This window comes from Streptomyces sp. NPDC046859 (assembly GCF_040645135.1).
Classification (GTDB): domain Bacteria; phylum Actinomycetota; class Actinomycetes; order Streptomycetales; family Streptomycetaceae; genus Streptomyces.
The window spans coordinates 19,630-34,811 of sequence record NZ_JBEYXR010000002.1 but is presented as its reverse complement, the minus strand read 5'-3'; the positions used below and the strand labels follow the sequence as shown (position 1 = coordinate 34,811).

The following is a 15,182-nucleotide window of genomic DNA, read 5'->3' as shown; positions in this document are numbered from 1 at the left end:
GTGGGTCCCCAATTACCACCGCTTGAGCGATTCGGATGCGAAGATGCTGCTGCTCCTGTCCGGAGCGGGTCGCCCCCGACCTCTTCGCCCCTTCCGCGCACCCCCGGAGTGACGACATGACCAACCGTCCGACGCGACGCGACCTCCTCATCGCGACGGGCACGGCGGGCGCCGCGGCGCTCACCGTCGGCTGCGGCGACTCCGGCGGCGACTCGTCGTCGAGCGTCTCCCCCGGCCGGTCGGGCGGTACGCCCGGCCAGGAGCTCACCACGACCGACGACATCCCGGTGGGCGGCGGCAAGGTCTTCGCCGACGAGAAGGTGGTGGTGACCCAGCCGGAGGCCGGCGAGTTCAAGGCGTTCTCCGCCGTCTGCACGCATCAGCACTGCCTGGTCACCACCGTCGCCGACGGCACGATCGACTGCCCGTGCCACGGCAGCAAGTTCAAGATCACGAACGGTGCGGTGGCGCACCCGCCGGCCACCGAGCCGCTGCCGCCGAAGGACATCGTGGTGGAGGGAAATTCGATCCGCCTGGTGTGACCGGCCCCGTACGCTGCCGGGCATGCGCCCCGAGACCCTGGTCCGCGACCACACGATCTACTCCTGTGTCATGGGGTCGCGCGCCTTCGGTCTGGCGACGGACGGCAGCGACACCGACCGCCGCGGCGTGTTCCTCGCCCCCACCGCCCTGTTCTGGCGCTTCGACAAGCCGCCCACGCATGTCGAGGGACCGCTGCCCGAGCAGTTCGGCTGGGAGCTGGAACGCTTCTGCGAGCTGGCCCTGCGCGCCAACCCGAACATCCTGGAGTGCCTGCACTCCTCGCTCGTCGAGTACGCCGACACCACCGGGCAGGAGCTCCTCGCCCTGCGTGAGGCGTTCCTGTCCCATCAGGTGTACGCGACCTTCACGCGGTACGCGCTCGGCCAGCGCGGAAAGCTGGAGGCGGGCCTGCGCGCGCACGGCGCCCCGCGCTGGAAGCACGCCATGCACATGCTGCGCCTCCTGGCGAGCGCCCGCGATCTGCTGCGCACCGGCCGCATGACGGTCGACGTGGGCGACGCGCGCGCGTCGCTGCTGGAGGTCAAGCGCGGCGAGGTCCCCTGGCCGGAGGTGGAGTCCCGGATGGCCCGCCTCGCCGCACAGGCGGAGGAGGCGCTGCACCGCAGTCCGCTGCCTGCCGAGCCCGACCGGCGCCGGGTGGAGGACTTCCTGGTCCGGGTCCGGCGCGCCTCAGCCCTCGAGCCGTACGCGGACGACGAAGGCGTGCAGGGCGTCGTGGCCGCTCGGGGCTCCGGGCAGCGCTGAGGCGGCCTGCGCCTCGTCGAGCACGGCGTGCAGACGCTCCACGTCGGCCGCCACGCGCGCGTGGTCGACGCCCGCCTCCCCGTGCTCGCGCTCGGCCTTCGCGGCGATCAGCTCGGGCAGGTAGGCGGGCGCGTCGACCCCCTGGAGCAGGGTGGGCAGATGGGGCTCGACCTCGCCGCTGCGCATCAGGTGGATGCCGGTGAGCAGCACACGGAAGGTGTACAGCAGCGGTTTGAGCTCCCCGGTCCGCTCGAACAGCCGCCACTGCGTGGTGGCGAACCCCCGGTAGTGGTGGGCGTGGTGCGCGGTCAGCACGCCCGGCGCGAGCTCGGCCAGCTCGCGGTGGGCGTCGGTGGTGTGCACGACCAGCGGGGAGAGCAGCTGCTCCAGCACATAGCCGTTGCGGCGCAGCATCAGCCGTACGAACTTGCGCAGGTCGTGGGTGACCAGGTCCATCTCCACGCCGTCGCGCACCCACATCCGTGAGCGTGTCTCGTCCGGCTCCCGCAGCCCGACGAGGTCGGCGGCCGGCAGCAGGTGCACCCCGCGCAGGTCGACGTCCGAGTCGCGCGACGGGAAGCCGTACAGGTGGGCGCCGGAGACGGTCGCGAACAGCACGGGGTCGGGCTGTTCCGCGACGACGGGGGCGAGGTCGAGGGCGTCGAGCATCGGTCAAGCGTCCCAGAGCGCTCCGAGGGCCAGCAGGTCGCCCCGGTACTCGATCCGGTCTGCCCAGTCGGCGGGCCAGGCGTCCGCGCCGAGGTGGGCTCCGGCGAACGCCCCGGCCAGGCAGGCGATCGAGTCGGAGTCCCCGGCCGTGCAGGCGGCCCGGCGCAGGGCGGTCAGCGGCTCGTCGACGAACCAGAGGAAGCACAGCAGACCGGTGGCCAGGGCCTCCTCGGCGATCCAGCCCTCGCCGGTGGCCAGGCAGGGGTCGGTCTCCGGCGACACGGACCGGACGGCCTCCTGGAGCCGGTCCAGCACGGCCAGGCAGTCGTCCCAGCCGCGCGCGATGAAGTGCTCGGGGGTGGGGTCCTGGGAGCGGGTCCACAGGTCGCCGAGCCAGCGCTCGTGGTAGCGCGTGCGGTTGTCGTAGGCGTACGACCGCAGCAGCCCGACCAGTCCGGCCGGGTCGGCGCCGCGCGCGAGGAGGTGCACGGCGTGCGCGGTCAGGTCGGAGGCGGCGAGCGCCGTGGGGTGCCCGTGGGTGAGCCCGGACTGCAGCTGTGCGGCGCCGGCGCGCTGTTCGTCGCCGAGTCCCGGGACGAGGCCGAGGGGGGCGACACGCATGTTGGCGCCGCAGCCTTTGGAGCCGATCTGTGAGGCGTCCTGCCAGGGCCTGCTGTCGTCCTTCAGCAGATCGCAGGCGACCAGGCAGGTCCTGCCCGGCGCCCGGTTGTTCTCCGGTGACCGGTACCAGTCCACGAACTCCTCACGTACCGGCCGCTCCAGCCGCCCGGGCCCGAGCGGACCCCGGTCCATCGCCGTCCGCAGCCCCTTCCCCAGCGCCAGGGTCATCTGGGTGTCGTCGGTGACGATCGCCGGCGTCGGCAGGGCCATCTGCTGCCACGGCCCGCACTTGGCGAGGATCGACGGCACGTCGTCGAACTCCGTGGGGAAGCCGAGCGCGTCGCCGAGGGCGAGGCCGAGCAGGGAGCCGGTGGCGGCGCGCTTGCGGACGGTGGTGGCGGTCATGCGGGGCGTCCTTCCGGGGTGGGCCTGAGCAGGGGCGGGTGGAGGGAGGTCGCGGTGCCCGCGCGGTACAGCGCGGCGGGTTTGCCGCGGCCGCCGGTGAGCCGGGCCCCGCCGGGGACGGGTTCGACGAAGCCGGGGGTGGCGAGCACCTTGCGCCGGAAGTTGGGCCGGTCCAGGGCGGTGCCCCACACCACCTCGTAGACCTTCTGGAGCTCGCCGAGCGTGAACTCGGGCGGGCAGAAGGCGGTGGCGAGACCGGAGTACTCCAGCTTGGCGCCGATCCGCTCGTGGGCGTCGGCCAGGATCCGGTCGTGGTCGAAGGCGAGCGGCCGGGCCTCGTCGTACGGCACCCAGCGGGCCTGTGCCGCGTCGCTGCCGCCGTGCGGTTCGGGCGGGTCGGGCAGCAGGGCGGTGAAGGCGACGGTCACGACCCGCATGCGGGGGTCGCGGTCCGGCTCGCTGTAGGTGCGCAGCTGCTCGAGGTGGAGGCCGCTGACGTCCGACAGGCCGGTCTCCTCGGCGAGTTCGCGCCGGGCGGCCGTCTCGGCGGACTCGTCGGGCTGCACGAAGCCGCCGGGCAGGGCCCAGTGGCCCCGGTACGGCTCCTGTCCGCGCTCGACGAGCAGGACGTGCAGGGCGCCGTCGCGGAGGGTGAGGACGGCGAGGTCGGCGGTGACGGCGAAGGGCTCGTGGGCGTGCTTGTCGTAGCCGTCGGGCGCGACGGGTCCGGGCATGCCGGGCCACCCCCTTAATGGTCAGTACGACTATTAGTCAATCTGACTCTAAAGGATCGGCGGACGCTTCCACAACCCCCGCGGCCCGCGCATCGGCAGGGGCCCCGCACGGCCCCCTGGCGGCCTTCTGCGGCCCTCCGGAGCCGGAGCGCGCCCCCTCGGACCTCTCACCCCTTCCCGGCCCGCCACGGGCCCACAGGGGGCGGGAAACGCGACGGCCGGCCCGGGGAGTCCCGGACCGGCCGTCGCCACGCACACGCCCGTGTCTACAGATCGACTTCCTTCATCAGCATGCCGACCTCGGTGTTCGACAGCCGGCGCAGCCAGCCGGACTTCTGGTCGCCGAGGGTGATCGGGCCGAAGGCGACCCGCACCAGCTTGTCGACCGGGAACCCGGCCTCGGCCAGCATGCGGCGCACGATGTGCTTGCGGCCCTCGTGCAGGGTGACCTCGACCAGGTAGTTCTTGCCGGTCTGCTCGACGACCCGGAAGTGGTCGGCGCGCGCGTAGCCGTCCTCCAGCTGGATGCCGTCCTTGAGCTGCTTGCCCAGGTCGCGCGGGATCGGGCCGACGATGTGCGCGAGGTAGGTCTTGCGCACGCCGTACTTGGGGTGGGTGAGGCGGTGGGCCAGCTCGCCGTGGTTGGTGAGCAGGATGACGCCCTCGGTCTCGGTGTCGAGCCGCCCGACGTGGAACAGCCGGGTCTCCCGGTTGGTGACGTAGTCGCCGAGGCACTGCCGGCCCTCGGGGTCCTCCATCGTGGAGACGACGCCGGCGGGCTTGTTGAGCGAGAAGAACTGGTACGACTGCGTGGCGACGGTCAGCCCGTCGACCTTGATCTCGTCCTTCTCGGGGTCGACCCGCAGGCCCTGCTCGACGACGATCTCGCCGTTGACCTCGACGCGCGCCTCGTCGATCAGCTCCTCGCAGGCGCGCCGCGAGCCGTAGCCGGCGCGCGCGAGCACCTTCTGCAGCCGCTCGCCCTCCTGCTCGGCGCCCGGGAACGTCCTGGGCGGCTTGACGTCCTTCTTGCCCGCGTACCGTTCGCGGTTGCGCTCCTCGGCGCGCGCCTCGTACTCGCGGGACGTGGCCGGGACCGAGCGGCCCCGCTGCAGGGGCTTCTTCGGCCCGCCCTTGGCACCTCCGCGGGCCGTGGGCCCGCGACCCGACTTGGGGCCCTCCTGGGTGGCGCCGGGGCCCACGTCGTAGCGTCGCTCCTCCGGGCGCGGCTTCTTCGGACGACCGCCCTGCCGGTCGTCGCGGTCGTTGCCGGCACCGCGGTGATGACCGCGGCCACCGCCGCTCCCGCCGCGGCCGCCGCTGTTGCCACCACGGCTCCCGCCGTTGTTTCCGCTGCTGTTCCTGCCGCTGCTGCTTCGCATCAAAGTTCCGTCTTGTCGTCTGCGTCCTCGGAATCCGGGGCGTCCGGATCGAACGACGGGTCCGCTTCCAGTGTCTCGGCCTCGATCGCCTCCGCCTCGGGGAGGAAGGGCGCGAGTTCGGGGAGCTCGTCCAGGCCGCGCAGGCCCATCCGCTCCAGGAAGTAGTTCGTCGTCCTGTACAGGATCGCACCTGTTTCGGGTTCCGCGCCCGCCTCCTCGACCAACCCGCGCTGCAGCAGGGTGCGCATCACGCCGTCGCAGTTCACCCCGCGCACGGCCGAGACGCGGCTGCGGCTGACCGGCTGGCGGTACGCGACGACCGCGAGGGTCTCCAGGGCGGCCTGGGTGAGGCGGGCCGTCTGCCCGTCCAGCACCAGGCGCTCGACGGCCGCCGCGTACTCGGGCCGGGTGTAGAAGCGCCAGCCGCCCGCGACGAACCGCAGCTCGAAGCCGCGGCCCTGCACGGCGTACTCGTCGGCGAGCTCCCGCAGCGCGTCCGCGACCTGCCGCCGCGGCCGCTCCAGCAGCTTCGCGAGGTGCTCCTCGGCCGCGGGCTCGTCCACGACCATGAGCATCGCCTCCAGGGCGGGCTTGAGGTCGAGGTCCGCGACGGCGCTCGACCCGGCGGGCAGTCCGGTGATCTCGCTCACGCCTTCTTCTCCTCCTGCTCGGGCGGCTCCGGCGGCCGGTCGAACTCGTCGGTCACCCTCGGTTGCGCGTCCCCGTCCCCGCCGGTCCAGCGCACCACGAGGTCACCGAGCGCCGTCTCCTGGTCCAGGGCCACGGCCTTCTCGCGGTACAGCTCGAGCAGCGCCAGGAAGCGCGCCACGACCGTGAGGGTGTCGTCGGTGTCCGCCACGAGGTCCCGGAAGCTCGCCTCGCCCAGCTCCCTGAGCCGCGCGACGACGATCCCGGCCTGTTCCTGCACGCTGACCAGCGGCGCGTGGATGTGCTCGACGTACACCTGCGGCTTCGGCTTGGGCTGCATCGCCTTGACCGCGAGTCTGGCGAATCCTTCCGCCCCGATGCTGATGACCACCTCGGGCAGCAGCTCGGCGTGGTGCGGTTCCAGGCCGACGGTACGGGGGTAGCGGCGCGCCTCGTCGTCGAGCCGCCCGCTGAAGATGTCGGCGATCCGCTTGTACGCCCGGTACTGCAGCAGCCGCGCGAACAGCAGGTCCCGTGCCTCCAGGAGCGCCAGGTCGGCCTCGTCCTCCACCTCGGCGGCCGGGAGCAGCCGGGCCGCCTTGAGGTCCAGCAGCGTGGCGGCGACCACCAGGAACTCCGTCGTCTCGTCCAGGTCCCAGTCCGGTCCCATGGCCCGGATGTGCGCCATGAACTCGTCGGTCACCTTGGACAGGGCGACCTCGGTGACGTCCAGCTTGTGCTTGGAGATCAGCTGGAGGAGCAGGTCGAAGGGGCCCTCGAAGTTGGCGAGCCGGACCTTGAAGACACCGTCGGTCTCCGTGTCGGCGCCGTCCTGCGGCGCCGGGATCTCCGCGGCCGCGGCCGTCGGGACGGGCCGCGGTTCCGGCTCCGCTGCTGCGGGCACCGGCGTCTGCGCGGCGGGCGACGGCTCGGGCGCGCGGCCGGCGGGCCGGTCCTGCGGCGCGGGCGCCGGAGCCTCGGGAGCGCCGGGGTCGGGGTCCGGCTCCGCGGGCGACCGCTCCGGTGCCGGAACCGGCGGGACCACCGGCGCCGCTCCCGGTCCCCGGCCCAGCGCGCGCCGGCGGCCGGCGGGGGCACCGGCGCGCGGGGCGGGAACGTCGTTCGAGGTCATGGCCCCCGCAGGCTACCGCTACCGCCCGCGCAGCCGTCGTACGAGAATGCTGGCGTCGCCCCGGCTCTCCAGATCGGCCAGGACCACGGCCACCGCCTCGCGGACGATCCGCCCGCGGTCGACGGCGAGCCCGTGCTCGCCGCGGAGCACCAGACGCGCGTGCTCCAGATCCATGAGTTCCTCGGCGGAGACGTAGACGGTGATCTTCTCGTCGTGCCGCTCGCGTCCGCTGGGCCGGCGTGCGGCGGCACGCCCCCGCTTGCGCGGCGCTGCGGCGGCGCCCCCGGCAGAACCTTCCTGCGCGCCCTGACGCCGTCCGGAGCGGTCCCCGGCGGCGGACCGGCTGCGGGACTCCCCCGCCTCGGCCTGCTCGGTGTCGGCCGCCACGTGCTCGGCGCCCTCGCCGTCGCCGCCCCGCGCGGGCACCGACTGCGGCCCGTCCTCGGCGGCCGCGGCGTCGCTCTCCCCCGCGGGGGCCGGCACCCGGGCCTCGCCGTTGGCCGGGCGCCGGGGAGTGGACGGCTGGAGCGCCGTACCCCCTGTCGTGCGGAACAGTTCGTCGGCCCCCGGCAGACTCACTCGGCGTGACACCGGGCGAGCACCTCCCTGGCGAGCTGGCGGTAGGCGGCGGCACCGACGGAGTTGGAGGCGTACGTGGTGATCGGCTCACCGGCGACCGTGGTCTCCGGGAAGCGGACCGTCCGCCCGATGACCGTGTGGTAGACGTGGTCGTCGAACGCCTCGACCACGCGCGCCAGGACCTCACGGCTGTGGACCGTGCGCGAGTCGTACATCGTGGCGAGGATCCCGTCGAGCTCCAGCTCCGGGTTCAGCCGCTCCTGGACCTTCTCGATGGTCTCGGTCAGCAGCGCCACACCGCGCAGGGCGAAGAACTCGCACTCCAGCGGCACGATCACCTTGTGCGCGGCCGTCAGGGCGTTGACCGTGAGCAGGCCGAGCGAGGGCTGGCAGTCGATGACGATGAAGTCGTAGTCGTCCATCAGCGGCTTCAGGGCCCGCTGGAGCGTGGACTCCCGGGCGACCTCGCTGACGAGCTGGACCTCGGCCGCGGACAGGTCGATGTTGCTGGGCAGCAGGTCCATGTTGGGGACCGCCGTCTTCAGCAGCACCTCGTCGGCCGACATGCCCCGCTCCATGAGCAGGTTGTAGACCGTGAGGTCGAGCTCCATCGGGTTCACACCGAGTCCGACCGACAGCGCGCCCTGCGGGTCGAAGTCCACCAGCAGCACGCGGCGACCGTACTCGGCGAGGGCGGCACCCAGGTTGATGGTCGACGTCGTCTTGCCGACGCCGCCCTTCTGGTTGCACATCGCGATGATCTTCGCGGGACCGTGGTCGGTCAGCGGGCCCGGGATCGGGAAGTACGGCAGCGGGCGTCCGGTCGGGCCGACGCGCTCGCGGCGCTGCCGGGCAGCGTCGGGCGCGAGGGTGGCCGCGTACTCGGGGTCGGGCTCGTACTCCGCGTCGGGGTCGTAGAAGTGCCCTTCGGGCAGTTCGTCGTAGTCGGCGAAGTGGTTGCGGGGCGCGCCACTTCCGTCGCCGGCCATGGCGTTCACGTGATGGCCATCCATGCTCTTGTTTGCTGTCAGAGCCGTGTGGGGGTTGGTCTGGCTCTGGTGGGCTGCGAAGGTTCGGACAGCGACGGAGCCGACAGCCTCGAATCCCGCGGGACCCTGGCCCCGTACAGGCATTCCTGGTTGACCACCCCCGGGAGAAAATGTCGACTCATTCACAAGTCGTCTTACCTCCTTGGTGACCAGGAAACTTCTAGACAGGTCAGCGTGGCACCATGCCGACGGTTGGCGACTCTATGGCGTGTCGGCGGTCCGCAGCAACACAATCCACCGGACCGGGCAGATGTGTCGACAATGAAACATCCCGCTGTCAAGGGCGTACGACCGTCGCACAGCAGGTTTCACCGGTGTGCGAATCGGTCGAAGGGTTGCGTTCGAGGCGAGTTGACCGAGCTTCGCAAAGTGACCATACACACATCCAGCCGGACCTTTTCGAGCAAGGTCCGGCTGGGTGCGCGGGGTTGACGACCTGTGTTGACGTATCGCCTTTACCAGAAAGTGACTTGCCGGACCGGCTCAGCCGAGGAGCGACTCGAGCTCGACGTGCTCCAGGCCGTGCGCCTCGGCGACCTCGCGGTAAACGACCTTGCCGTCATGCGTGTTGAGGCCCTTGGCCAGCGCGGGGTCACGGCGCAGCGCCTCGACCCAGCCCTTGTTGGCCAGCTCGACGATGTACGGCAGCGTGGCGTTGGTCAGCGCGTAGGTGGAGGTGTTGGGCACCGCGCCGGGCATGTTGGCGACGCAGTAGAAGACCGAGTTGTGGACCGGGAAGGTCGGCTCGGTGTGCGTCGTCGGACGGGAGTCCTCGAAGCAGCCGCCCTGATCGATCGCGATGTCGACAAGGACACTTCCCGCCTTCATGCGGGAGACCAGCTCGTTGGTGACCAGCTTCGGGGCCTTGGCGCCGGGGATGAGGACGGCGCCGATGACGAGGTCGGCCTCCAGGCAGGCCTTCTCCAGCTCGAAGGCGTTGGAGACGACGGTCTGGATCTTCGTGCCGAAGATCTTGTCCGCCTCGCGCAGCTTGTTGATGTCCTTGTCGAGCAGGGTCACGTGGAAGCCCATGCCGATGGCGATCTGCGCGGCGTTCCAGCCGGAGACGCCGCCGCCGATGACCACGGCACGGCCGGCGAGCACACCGGGGACACCGCCGGGCAGCACACCGCGGCCGCCGTTGGCGCGCATCAGGTGGTAGGCGCCGACCTGCGGGGCGAGGCGGCCCGCGACCTCGGACATGGGGGCGAGCAGCGGCAGGGCGCGGTTGGGCAGTTCGACCGTCTCGTAGGCGATCGCGGTGGTGCCGGACTCGATGAGGGCGTCCGTGCACTCCTTGGACGCGGCCAGGTGCAGGTAGGTGAAGAGCGTCTGGTCCTTGCGGAGGCGGTGGTACTCCTCGGCGACGGGCTCCTTGACCTTCAGCAGCAGGTCGGCGGCGGCCCACACCTCGTCCGCGGTGGGCAGGATCTGGGCGCCCGCGGCGACGTACTCGCTGTCCGGGATCGACGAGCCGAGGCCGGCGCCCTGCTCGACGACGACCTGGTGGCCGTTGCGCACCAGCTCGAGCACGCCGGCGGGGGTGATGGCCACCCGGAACTCGTTGTTCTTGACCTCGCGGGGGATGCCGACCTTCACGTCGATCACGGTCCTTGGCTCAGGGGGTGTGGGGCATTGATACGCAATCCCGGGCATGCGGTGGCATACCAGGAAACACCGCAGGAGAAGGTGCGGCAGAGCCAGTCTAATGAAGGTGTTCTCGCTGTCTAGCCTTTCATTGCATCAATCTTCGTTGGATGTGCTGCGGATTTCGCAGGCGTCAGCGTCGTGTTTCGGCTCGATGGCCTTCTTCTCGGCCCCGGACCCGGCCGCGTCGGCCTCCTCGGCCGCATCGGTCTCCTCCACCAGGATCCGCCGCGCGGCGCCCCGGTGCAGCTCAGCGGCCGCGGGATCGCCGAGCCGGTCCAGGGTGTCGGCGAGCCGCAGATACAGCGCGCCCAGGAGCCGTACGTCCTCCGCGCGGCGGGCCAGTTCCACCGCCTCCTGGCAGGTGCGCAGCGACTCGTCGAGCCGCCCGGCGTACTCCTGGACCCGGGCCAGCTCACTCAGGGCACGCGCGTGACCTGCGACGTCGCCGTTCTTGCGGTGCACGGCGATCGCGGCCCGCCAGTTGCGCCGGGCCTCGCCGTACCGGCCGGCGTACGTGTGCGCCTCGGCGGTCCTGCCGTACAGCCGGGCGGTCTCGGCGCCCTCCCCGCGGGCCAGCCGCTGGGCGAGGGCCCGGCCGAACCAGTCGGCGGCCCGGTCGTAGTCCCCGAGCTCCAGGTGGGCGCCGCCTACGGATTCCATCGCGCGGCCGGTCGCATACGGGTCGTCCGCCTCGCGTCCGGCGTCCAGGGCGGCCCGGAACCGCGTCAGCGCCTCACGGGTCCGCCCCGTGCGGGCGTCCAGGTCGCCGAGGTTCAGCAGGGCCGCCGCCTTCTCCCTGGGCAGGTTCCGGCGCTCGGCCACGTCCAGGACGAGACCGTGGATCTCGTACAGGTCCCCCGCGGCGGCCTGGGCGCCGAAGTGCGCGGCCATCGCCCTGACCAGTTGCGACATCAGGCGCCTGGCGAGAGTGTCCAGCTCCCCGTCGGCGACCGCGGCCCGGGCCGAGGCCAGCAGGGCGGGCCGGCGCAGGCGCAGCCAGTCGGCGGCCGCCCGGGGGTTGGGGAAGCGCAGGGCGCGGGGCACGCCGAGGAGCTTCTGGCGGGTCTCGGGGCTGTCGGTCTCGGTGATCGCCCGGCAGGACTGGAGCAGCCGTACGGTCCGCTCCAGCATGCGGGCGCGCGCGAGCTGCACCTCGGCGGGCCGGTCCTGGGTCTCGCTGAGGGCCTGCAGGAGCGGGTGCAGGCAGCCCGGGACCCGGTACTGCGGCAGCGGCGAGTCGACGCGGTGCAGCAGCCCGAGGGCGGCCAGGTCCTCCAGGGTGCGGTGGGCGCCGTCCACCGAGCAGCCGGCGAGGGCGGAGGCGACGTGCGGGTCGACGAGGCCGGCGGGGGCCAGCGTCAGCAGCCGCAGCATCCGGGCGGCGGGGACGGGCAGCGAGGCGTGGACGAGCCGTAGCAGGCGGCCGAGCGGGGTGCCCTCCTCGCCCTCGGCCCGCAGTTGTCTGGCCAGGTCGGAGACGGCGGACTTGGGGCGGGCCGCGAGCCAGCCGCCGGCCAGCGTCAGCGCGGCGGGCTGCCCCTGGCACACCTCCACCAGCCCTTCGGCGGCCCTCGGGTCGACGGTGATGCGGACGGAGCCGGAGAGCCGGGTGAGCAGTCCCACGGCCGACTTGGTGTCGAGGCCGCCGAGCGTGCAGGGCCGGACGTCGGAGATGCCGGTCAGCGGACCACCGGAGACGACGACGGCCAGGCACTCCGGGGTGTCCGGCAGCAGCGCGTCGACCTGCTCGGCGTCGGCCGCGTCGTCGAGCAGCAGCAGGGCCCGGCGATCGGCCAGCGCCTCGCGCAGGGCCGCCGCCAGGTCGTCCTCGGCGGCGCCGGGCGGTGCGGGCACGTCGAGGTCGGTGAGCAGGTCGCGGGCAGTGCGCGCGACGGGTACGGGGGCGCCGTCGGGCTCGCTGAGCCGGGCGCGGAGCACCCCGTCGGGGTAGCGGCCGGCCACCTGGCGGGCCAGTTCCCCGGCGAGTGCCGTACGGCCGGAGCCGGGGCGGCCGGCGATGAGCAGTACGCGCGCACGGGGTGCCTTGCGGCCGGAGAGGGTGTCCAGGCCGGCGCGCTCGATGTCGGCGCGCAGTTCCTTCAACTCGCGCGTGCGGCCCAGGAAATGACTGCCGTCGGGGGTCCGTGCCGACGTCCGGACGTCGCCTGTGTCCACCACCTGGTCCGTCACGGGCCACACTCCCGTCCCACGCACGCGCAAGCCCGCCGGGACTCCGGTTCGGGCGTGCTCAGAGCCTAGTTGACGCTCTGGTACGTTCCGGGCGGAGTGCGGCGGGCACGGCGGGGACATCGCCCGATCGGATCAGCCGATCTTCACACTGCGGGTGCCGGGCTCCGGTCAGGAGGCGAAGGGCCGCGCGGGCCAGGGGGCCTCCGCCGGGCGCAGCGCGTCCAGCCCGTCGCCGGTGCGTGCGGCGACCAGCGACAGCACGCCCACGACGAGGCAGTTGTTGTGCACGTCACCGGCGAGGACATGCCGGACGAGGTCGTCGACCGGCACGCGCGCGTGCTCCATGTCGGCTTCCTCGTGCTCCACCACGAACCGCTCGCCCTCGGCCTCGGACAGCTGCCGGGCGAGGAAGATCCGCACGGCCTCGTCGCAGCCGCCCGGGCTGGTGTAGACGTCGGTCAGCACCCGCCAGTCCTCGGCCTTGACGTGGGCCTCCTCGTACAGCTCGCGCTGGGCGGCGTGCAGAGGGTTCTCGCCGGGGACGTCGAGCAGGCCGGCCGGGATCTCCCACAGCTTGTGGCGGACCGGGTGGCGGTACTGCTTGATGAGCAGCACGCGGTCCTCGTCGTCCACGGCGAGCACGGCGACCGAGCCGGGGTGGACCTGGTAGTCGCGCCGCACCACCGAGCCGTCCGGCATGACGACGTCGTCCGTGCGGACGGAGGTCTTGTTGCCCACGAAGGGGGTCTCGGTCGCCCGGACCTCCCACTCCTCGGGGGTGTCCTTGATCGTCATGCCCTGCCCTTCCACGTGCGCAAAGGAAAACCGGGGCGCCCACCGTTGAAGGTTCGCGCCCCGGCCACCGTACAACTCTCGTGTTACTTCGAAATCTTGCGCTCGACCGCGGCCTTCACGAGCCCGGCGAACAGCGGGTGCGGGCGCGTCGGGCGCGACCGCAGCTCCGGGTGGGCCTGCGTGGCCACCAGGTAGGGGTGGGTCTCGCGCGGGTACTCCACGTACTCGACGAGCTTGCCGTCGGGCGAGGTGCCGGAGAACAGGATGCCCGCCTTCTTCTCCAGCTCGGCCCGGTAGGCGTTGTTCACCTCGTACCGGTGGCGGTGCCGCTCCTCGACGTACTCCTTGCCGTCGTACACCTCGCGCACGATGGAGCCCTCGGCCAGCTTGGCCGGGTACATGCCGAGCCGCATCGTGCCGCCCATGTCGCCCTCACCGGCGACGATGTCCATCTGCTCGGCCATCGTGGAGATGACCGGGTGGGGGGTGGCCGGGTCGAACTCGGTGGAGTTGGCGTCGGAGACGTCGGCCAGGTTGCGTGCGGCCTCGATCACGATGCACTGCAGCCCCAGGCACAGGCCCAGCAGCGGGATCTTGTGCTCGCGGGCGTACTTGATCGCGCCGACCTTGCCGTTCACCCCGCGCTCACCGAAGCCGCCGGGGATGCAGATGCCGTCCACGTCACCGAGCTGGGCGGCGGCGCCGGCCGGCGTCTTGCAGTCGTCCGAGGTGACCCACTTGATCTTCACGCGGGCCTTGTTGGCGAAGCCGCCCGCGCGCAGCGCCTCGGTGACCGAGAGGTAGGCGTCGGGCAGGTCGATGTACTTGCCGACCAGCGCGAGGGTGATCTCGTGGTCCGGGTTGTGGACGCGGTCGAGCAGATCGTCCCAGGTCGTCCAGTCCACGTCGCGGAACGGCAGGTCGAGCTTGCGGACGACATAGGCGTCCAGTCCCTCGCCGTGCACGGTCTTCGGAATGTCGTAGATGGACCGCGCGTCGGGGCAGGCCACCACGGCCGCCTCGTCGACGTCGCACATCAGCGAGATCTTCCGCTTGATCGCGGTGGGGACCTCACGGTCGCAGCGCAGCACGATCGCGTCTGGCTGGATACCGATGTTGCGCAGGGCCGCAACCGAGTGCTGCGTCGGCTTCGTCTTCAGCTCCCCGGAGGGGCCGATGTACGGCAGGAGCGAGATGTGGACGACGAAGACGTTGTCACGGCCGACCTCGTGGCGGACCTGGCGGACGGTCTCCAGGAACGGCAGCGACTCGATGTCGCCGACCGTGCCGCCGACCTCCGTGATGACGACGTCGACCTCGTCCGTCGCCATGCGGCGGATGCGGTGCTTGATCTCGTTGGTGATGTGCGGGATGACCTGCACCGTGTCGCCCAGGTACTCGCCGCGCCGCTCCTTGGCGATCACCGTGGAGTAGACCTGGCCGGTGGTGACGTTGGCCGATCCGTCCAGGTCACGGTCGAGGAAGCGCTCGTAGTGGCCGATGTCCAGGTCGGTCTCGGCGCCGTCGTTGGTGACGAACACCTCACCGTGCTGGAAGGGGTTCATCGTGCCAGGGTCGACATTGAGGTACGGGTCGAGCTTCTGCATGACGACGCGGAGACCACGCGCCTTCAGGAGCATGCCGAGGCTGGAGGCCGTCAAGCCCTTGCCGAGGGAGGAGGCGACACCCCCGGTGACGAAGATGTGCTTGGTCGTCGTGGCTGCGTTGGTTCGGAAAGCAGCGGGCGGCATGGCCAAGAGGGGGCTCCCGTGGTCGCGATCTTGAAGTGCGGTTCGGGGGTCTTCACGCCCACCGGTCCACGGGCTACCAGGGTATCAGTGACCGGGACCGATCCTTTCCGGCCACGCTCCGCGCACGCCCCGGCACGGATCCGCGCACTTCACGGGGTCCCCACGGCCCGGTCACCCACTGCTCACCCGTTCGGCCGACCCGGGTTGCCCGGAGCGGCACGCAGATCATCTACGTGCGTCGTATCCTGCTCGGACATTCGCTGCCGAGC

Annotated in this window: 14 protein-coding genes; 2 read left to right on the top strand and 12 right to left on the bottom strand. The window is 72.0% G+C overall.

The window, feature by feature from the left end:
• Positions 1-116 precede the first annotated feature (116 nt).
• Together ABZ899_RS02520 and ABZ899_RS02515 are read left to right on the top strand one after the other, a co-directional pair.
• The gene (locus tag ABZ899_RS02520) at positions 117-542 is read left to right on the top strand and encodes a Rieske (2Fe-2S) protein (RefSeq protein ID WP_361339633.1); all 426 of its coding nucleotides are present in this window, start codon (positions 117-119) and stop codon (positions 540-542) included.
• 22 nt (positions 543-564) lie between these two features.
• Complete coding sequence (locus ABZ899_RS02515) at positions 565-1,308, top strand: nucleotidyltransferase domain-containing protein (protein WP_361339630.1); 744 nt, start codon at positions 565-567, stop codon at positions 1,306-1,308.
• On the opposite strand, the gene ABZ899_RS02510 is transcribed toward ABZ899_RS02515, so the two are convergent.
• From ABZ899_RS02510 to ABZ899_RS02455, 12 genes are all read right to left on the bottom strand, one after another.
• The gene (locus ABZ899_RS02510; RefSeq protein ID WP_361339627.1) at positions 1,234-1,977 is read right to left on the bottom strand and encodes a nucleotidyltransferase domain-containing protein; all 744 of its coding nucleotides are present in this window, start codon (positions 1,975-1,977) and stop codon (positions 1,234-1,236) included. The genes ABZ899_RS02515 and ABZ899_RS02510 overlap by 75 nt on opposite strands.
• A gap of 3 nt (positions 1,978-1,980) precedes the next feature.
• Positions 1,981-3,003 carry an ADP-ribosylglycohydrolase family protein gene (locus ABZ899_RS02505; protein WP_361339624.1) on the bottom strand — a complete coding sequence of 341 codons (1,023 nt, stop codon included), beginning with the start codon at positions 3,001-3,003 and terminating at the stop codon, positions 1,981-1,983.
• Complete coding sequence (locus ABZ899_RS02500) at positions 3,000-3,737, bottom strand: NUDIX domain-containing protein (protein WP_361339621.1); 738 nt, start codon at positions 3,735-3,737, stop codon at positions 3,000-3,002. Before ABZ899_RS02500 ends, ABZ899_RS02505 begins: the two co-directional genes overlap by 4 nt.
• A gap of 266 nt (positions 3,738-4,003) precedes the next feature.
• Complete coding sequence (locus ABZ899_RS02495) at positions 4,004-5,119, bottom strand: pseudouridine synthase (RefSeq protein WP_361339618.1); 1,116 nt, start codon at positions 5,117-5,119, stop codon at positions 4,004-4,006.
• The gene (gene scpB / locus ABZ899_RS02490; protein WP_361339615.1) at positions 5,119-5,769 is read right to left on the bottom strand and encodes an SMC-Scp complex subunit ScpB; all 651 of its coding nucleotides are present in this window, start codon (positions 5,767-5,769) and stop codon (positions 5,119-5,121) included. Before scpB ends, ABZ899_RS02495 begins: the two co-directional genes overlap by 1 nt.
• Positions 5,766-6,899 (bottom strand): segregation/condensation protein A, encoded by a 1,134-nt coding sequence (locus ABZ899_RS02485; RefSeq protein ID WP_361339612.1) that lies wholly within the window; start codon positions 6,897-6,899, stop codon positions 5,766-5,768. Before ABZ899_RS02485 ends, scpB begins: the two co-directional genes overlap by 4 nt.
• An 18-nt stretch (positions 6,900-6,917) precedes the next feature.
• Positions 6,918-7,490, bottom strand: a complete 573-nt coding sequence (locus ABZ899_RS02480) for a hypothetical protein (protein ID WP_361339609.1) — start codon at positions 7,488-7,490, stop codon at positions 6,918-6,920.
• Positions 7,475-8,611: a ParA family protein gene (locus ABZ899_RS02475; RefSeq protein WP_361339606.1), complete on the bottom strand. Its 1,137-nt coding sequence runs from the start codon at positions 8,609-8,611 to the stop codon at positions 7,475-7,477. Before ABZ899_RS02475 ends, ABZ899_RS02480 begins: the two co-directional genes overlap by 16 nt.
• Before the next feature lie 399 nt (positions 8,612-9,010).
• Entirely contained in the window at positions 9,011-10,135 is a 1,125-nt protein-coding gene (ald, locus tag ABZ899_RS02470; protein ID WP_361339603.1) for an alanine dehydrogenase, read from the bottom strand.
• 135 nt (positions 10,136-10,270) lie between these two features.
• On the bottom strand, positions 10,271-12,367 hold the full coding sequence (locus tag ABZ899_RS02465) for a tetratricopeptide repeat protein (RefSeq protein ID WP_361339600.1): 2,097 nt from the start codon (positions 12,365-12,367) through the stop codon (positions 10,271-10,273).
• Positions 12,368-12,535: 168 nt separating this feature from the next.
• Positions 12,536-13,162 carry an NUDIX hydrolase gene (locus ABZ899_RS02460; protein ID WP_361339597.1) on the bottom strand — a complete coding sequence of 209 codons (627 nt, stop codon included), beginning with the start codon at positions 13,160-13,162 and terminating at the stop codon, positions 12,536-12,538.
• Between the two features lie 83 nt (positions 13,163-13,245).
• Positions 13,246-14,913 carry a CTP synthase gene (locus tag ABZ899_RS02455; RefSeq protein ID WP_361339594.1) on the bottom strand — a complete coding sequence of 556 codons (1,668 nt, stop codon included), beginning with the start codon at positions 14,911-14,913 and terminating at the stop codon, positions 13,246-13,248.
• Between the last annotated feature and the right edge of the window lie 269 nt (positions 14,914-15,182).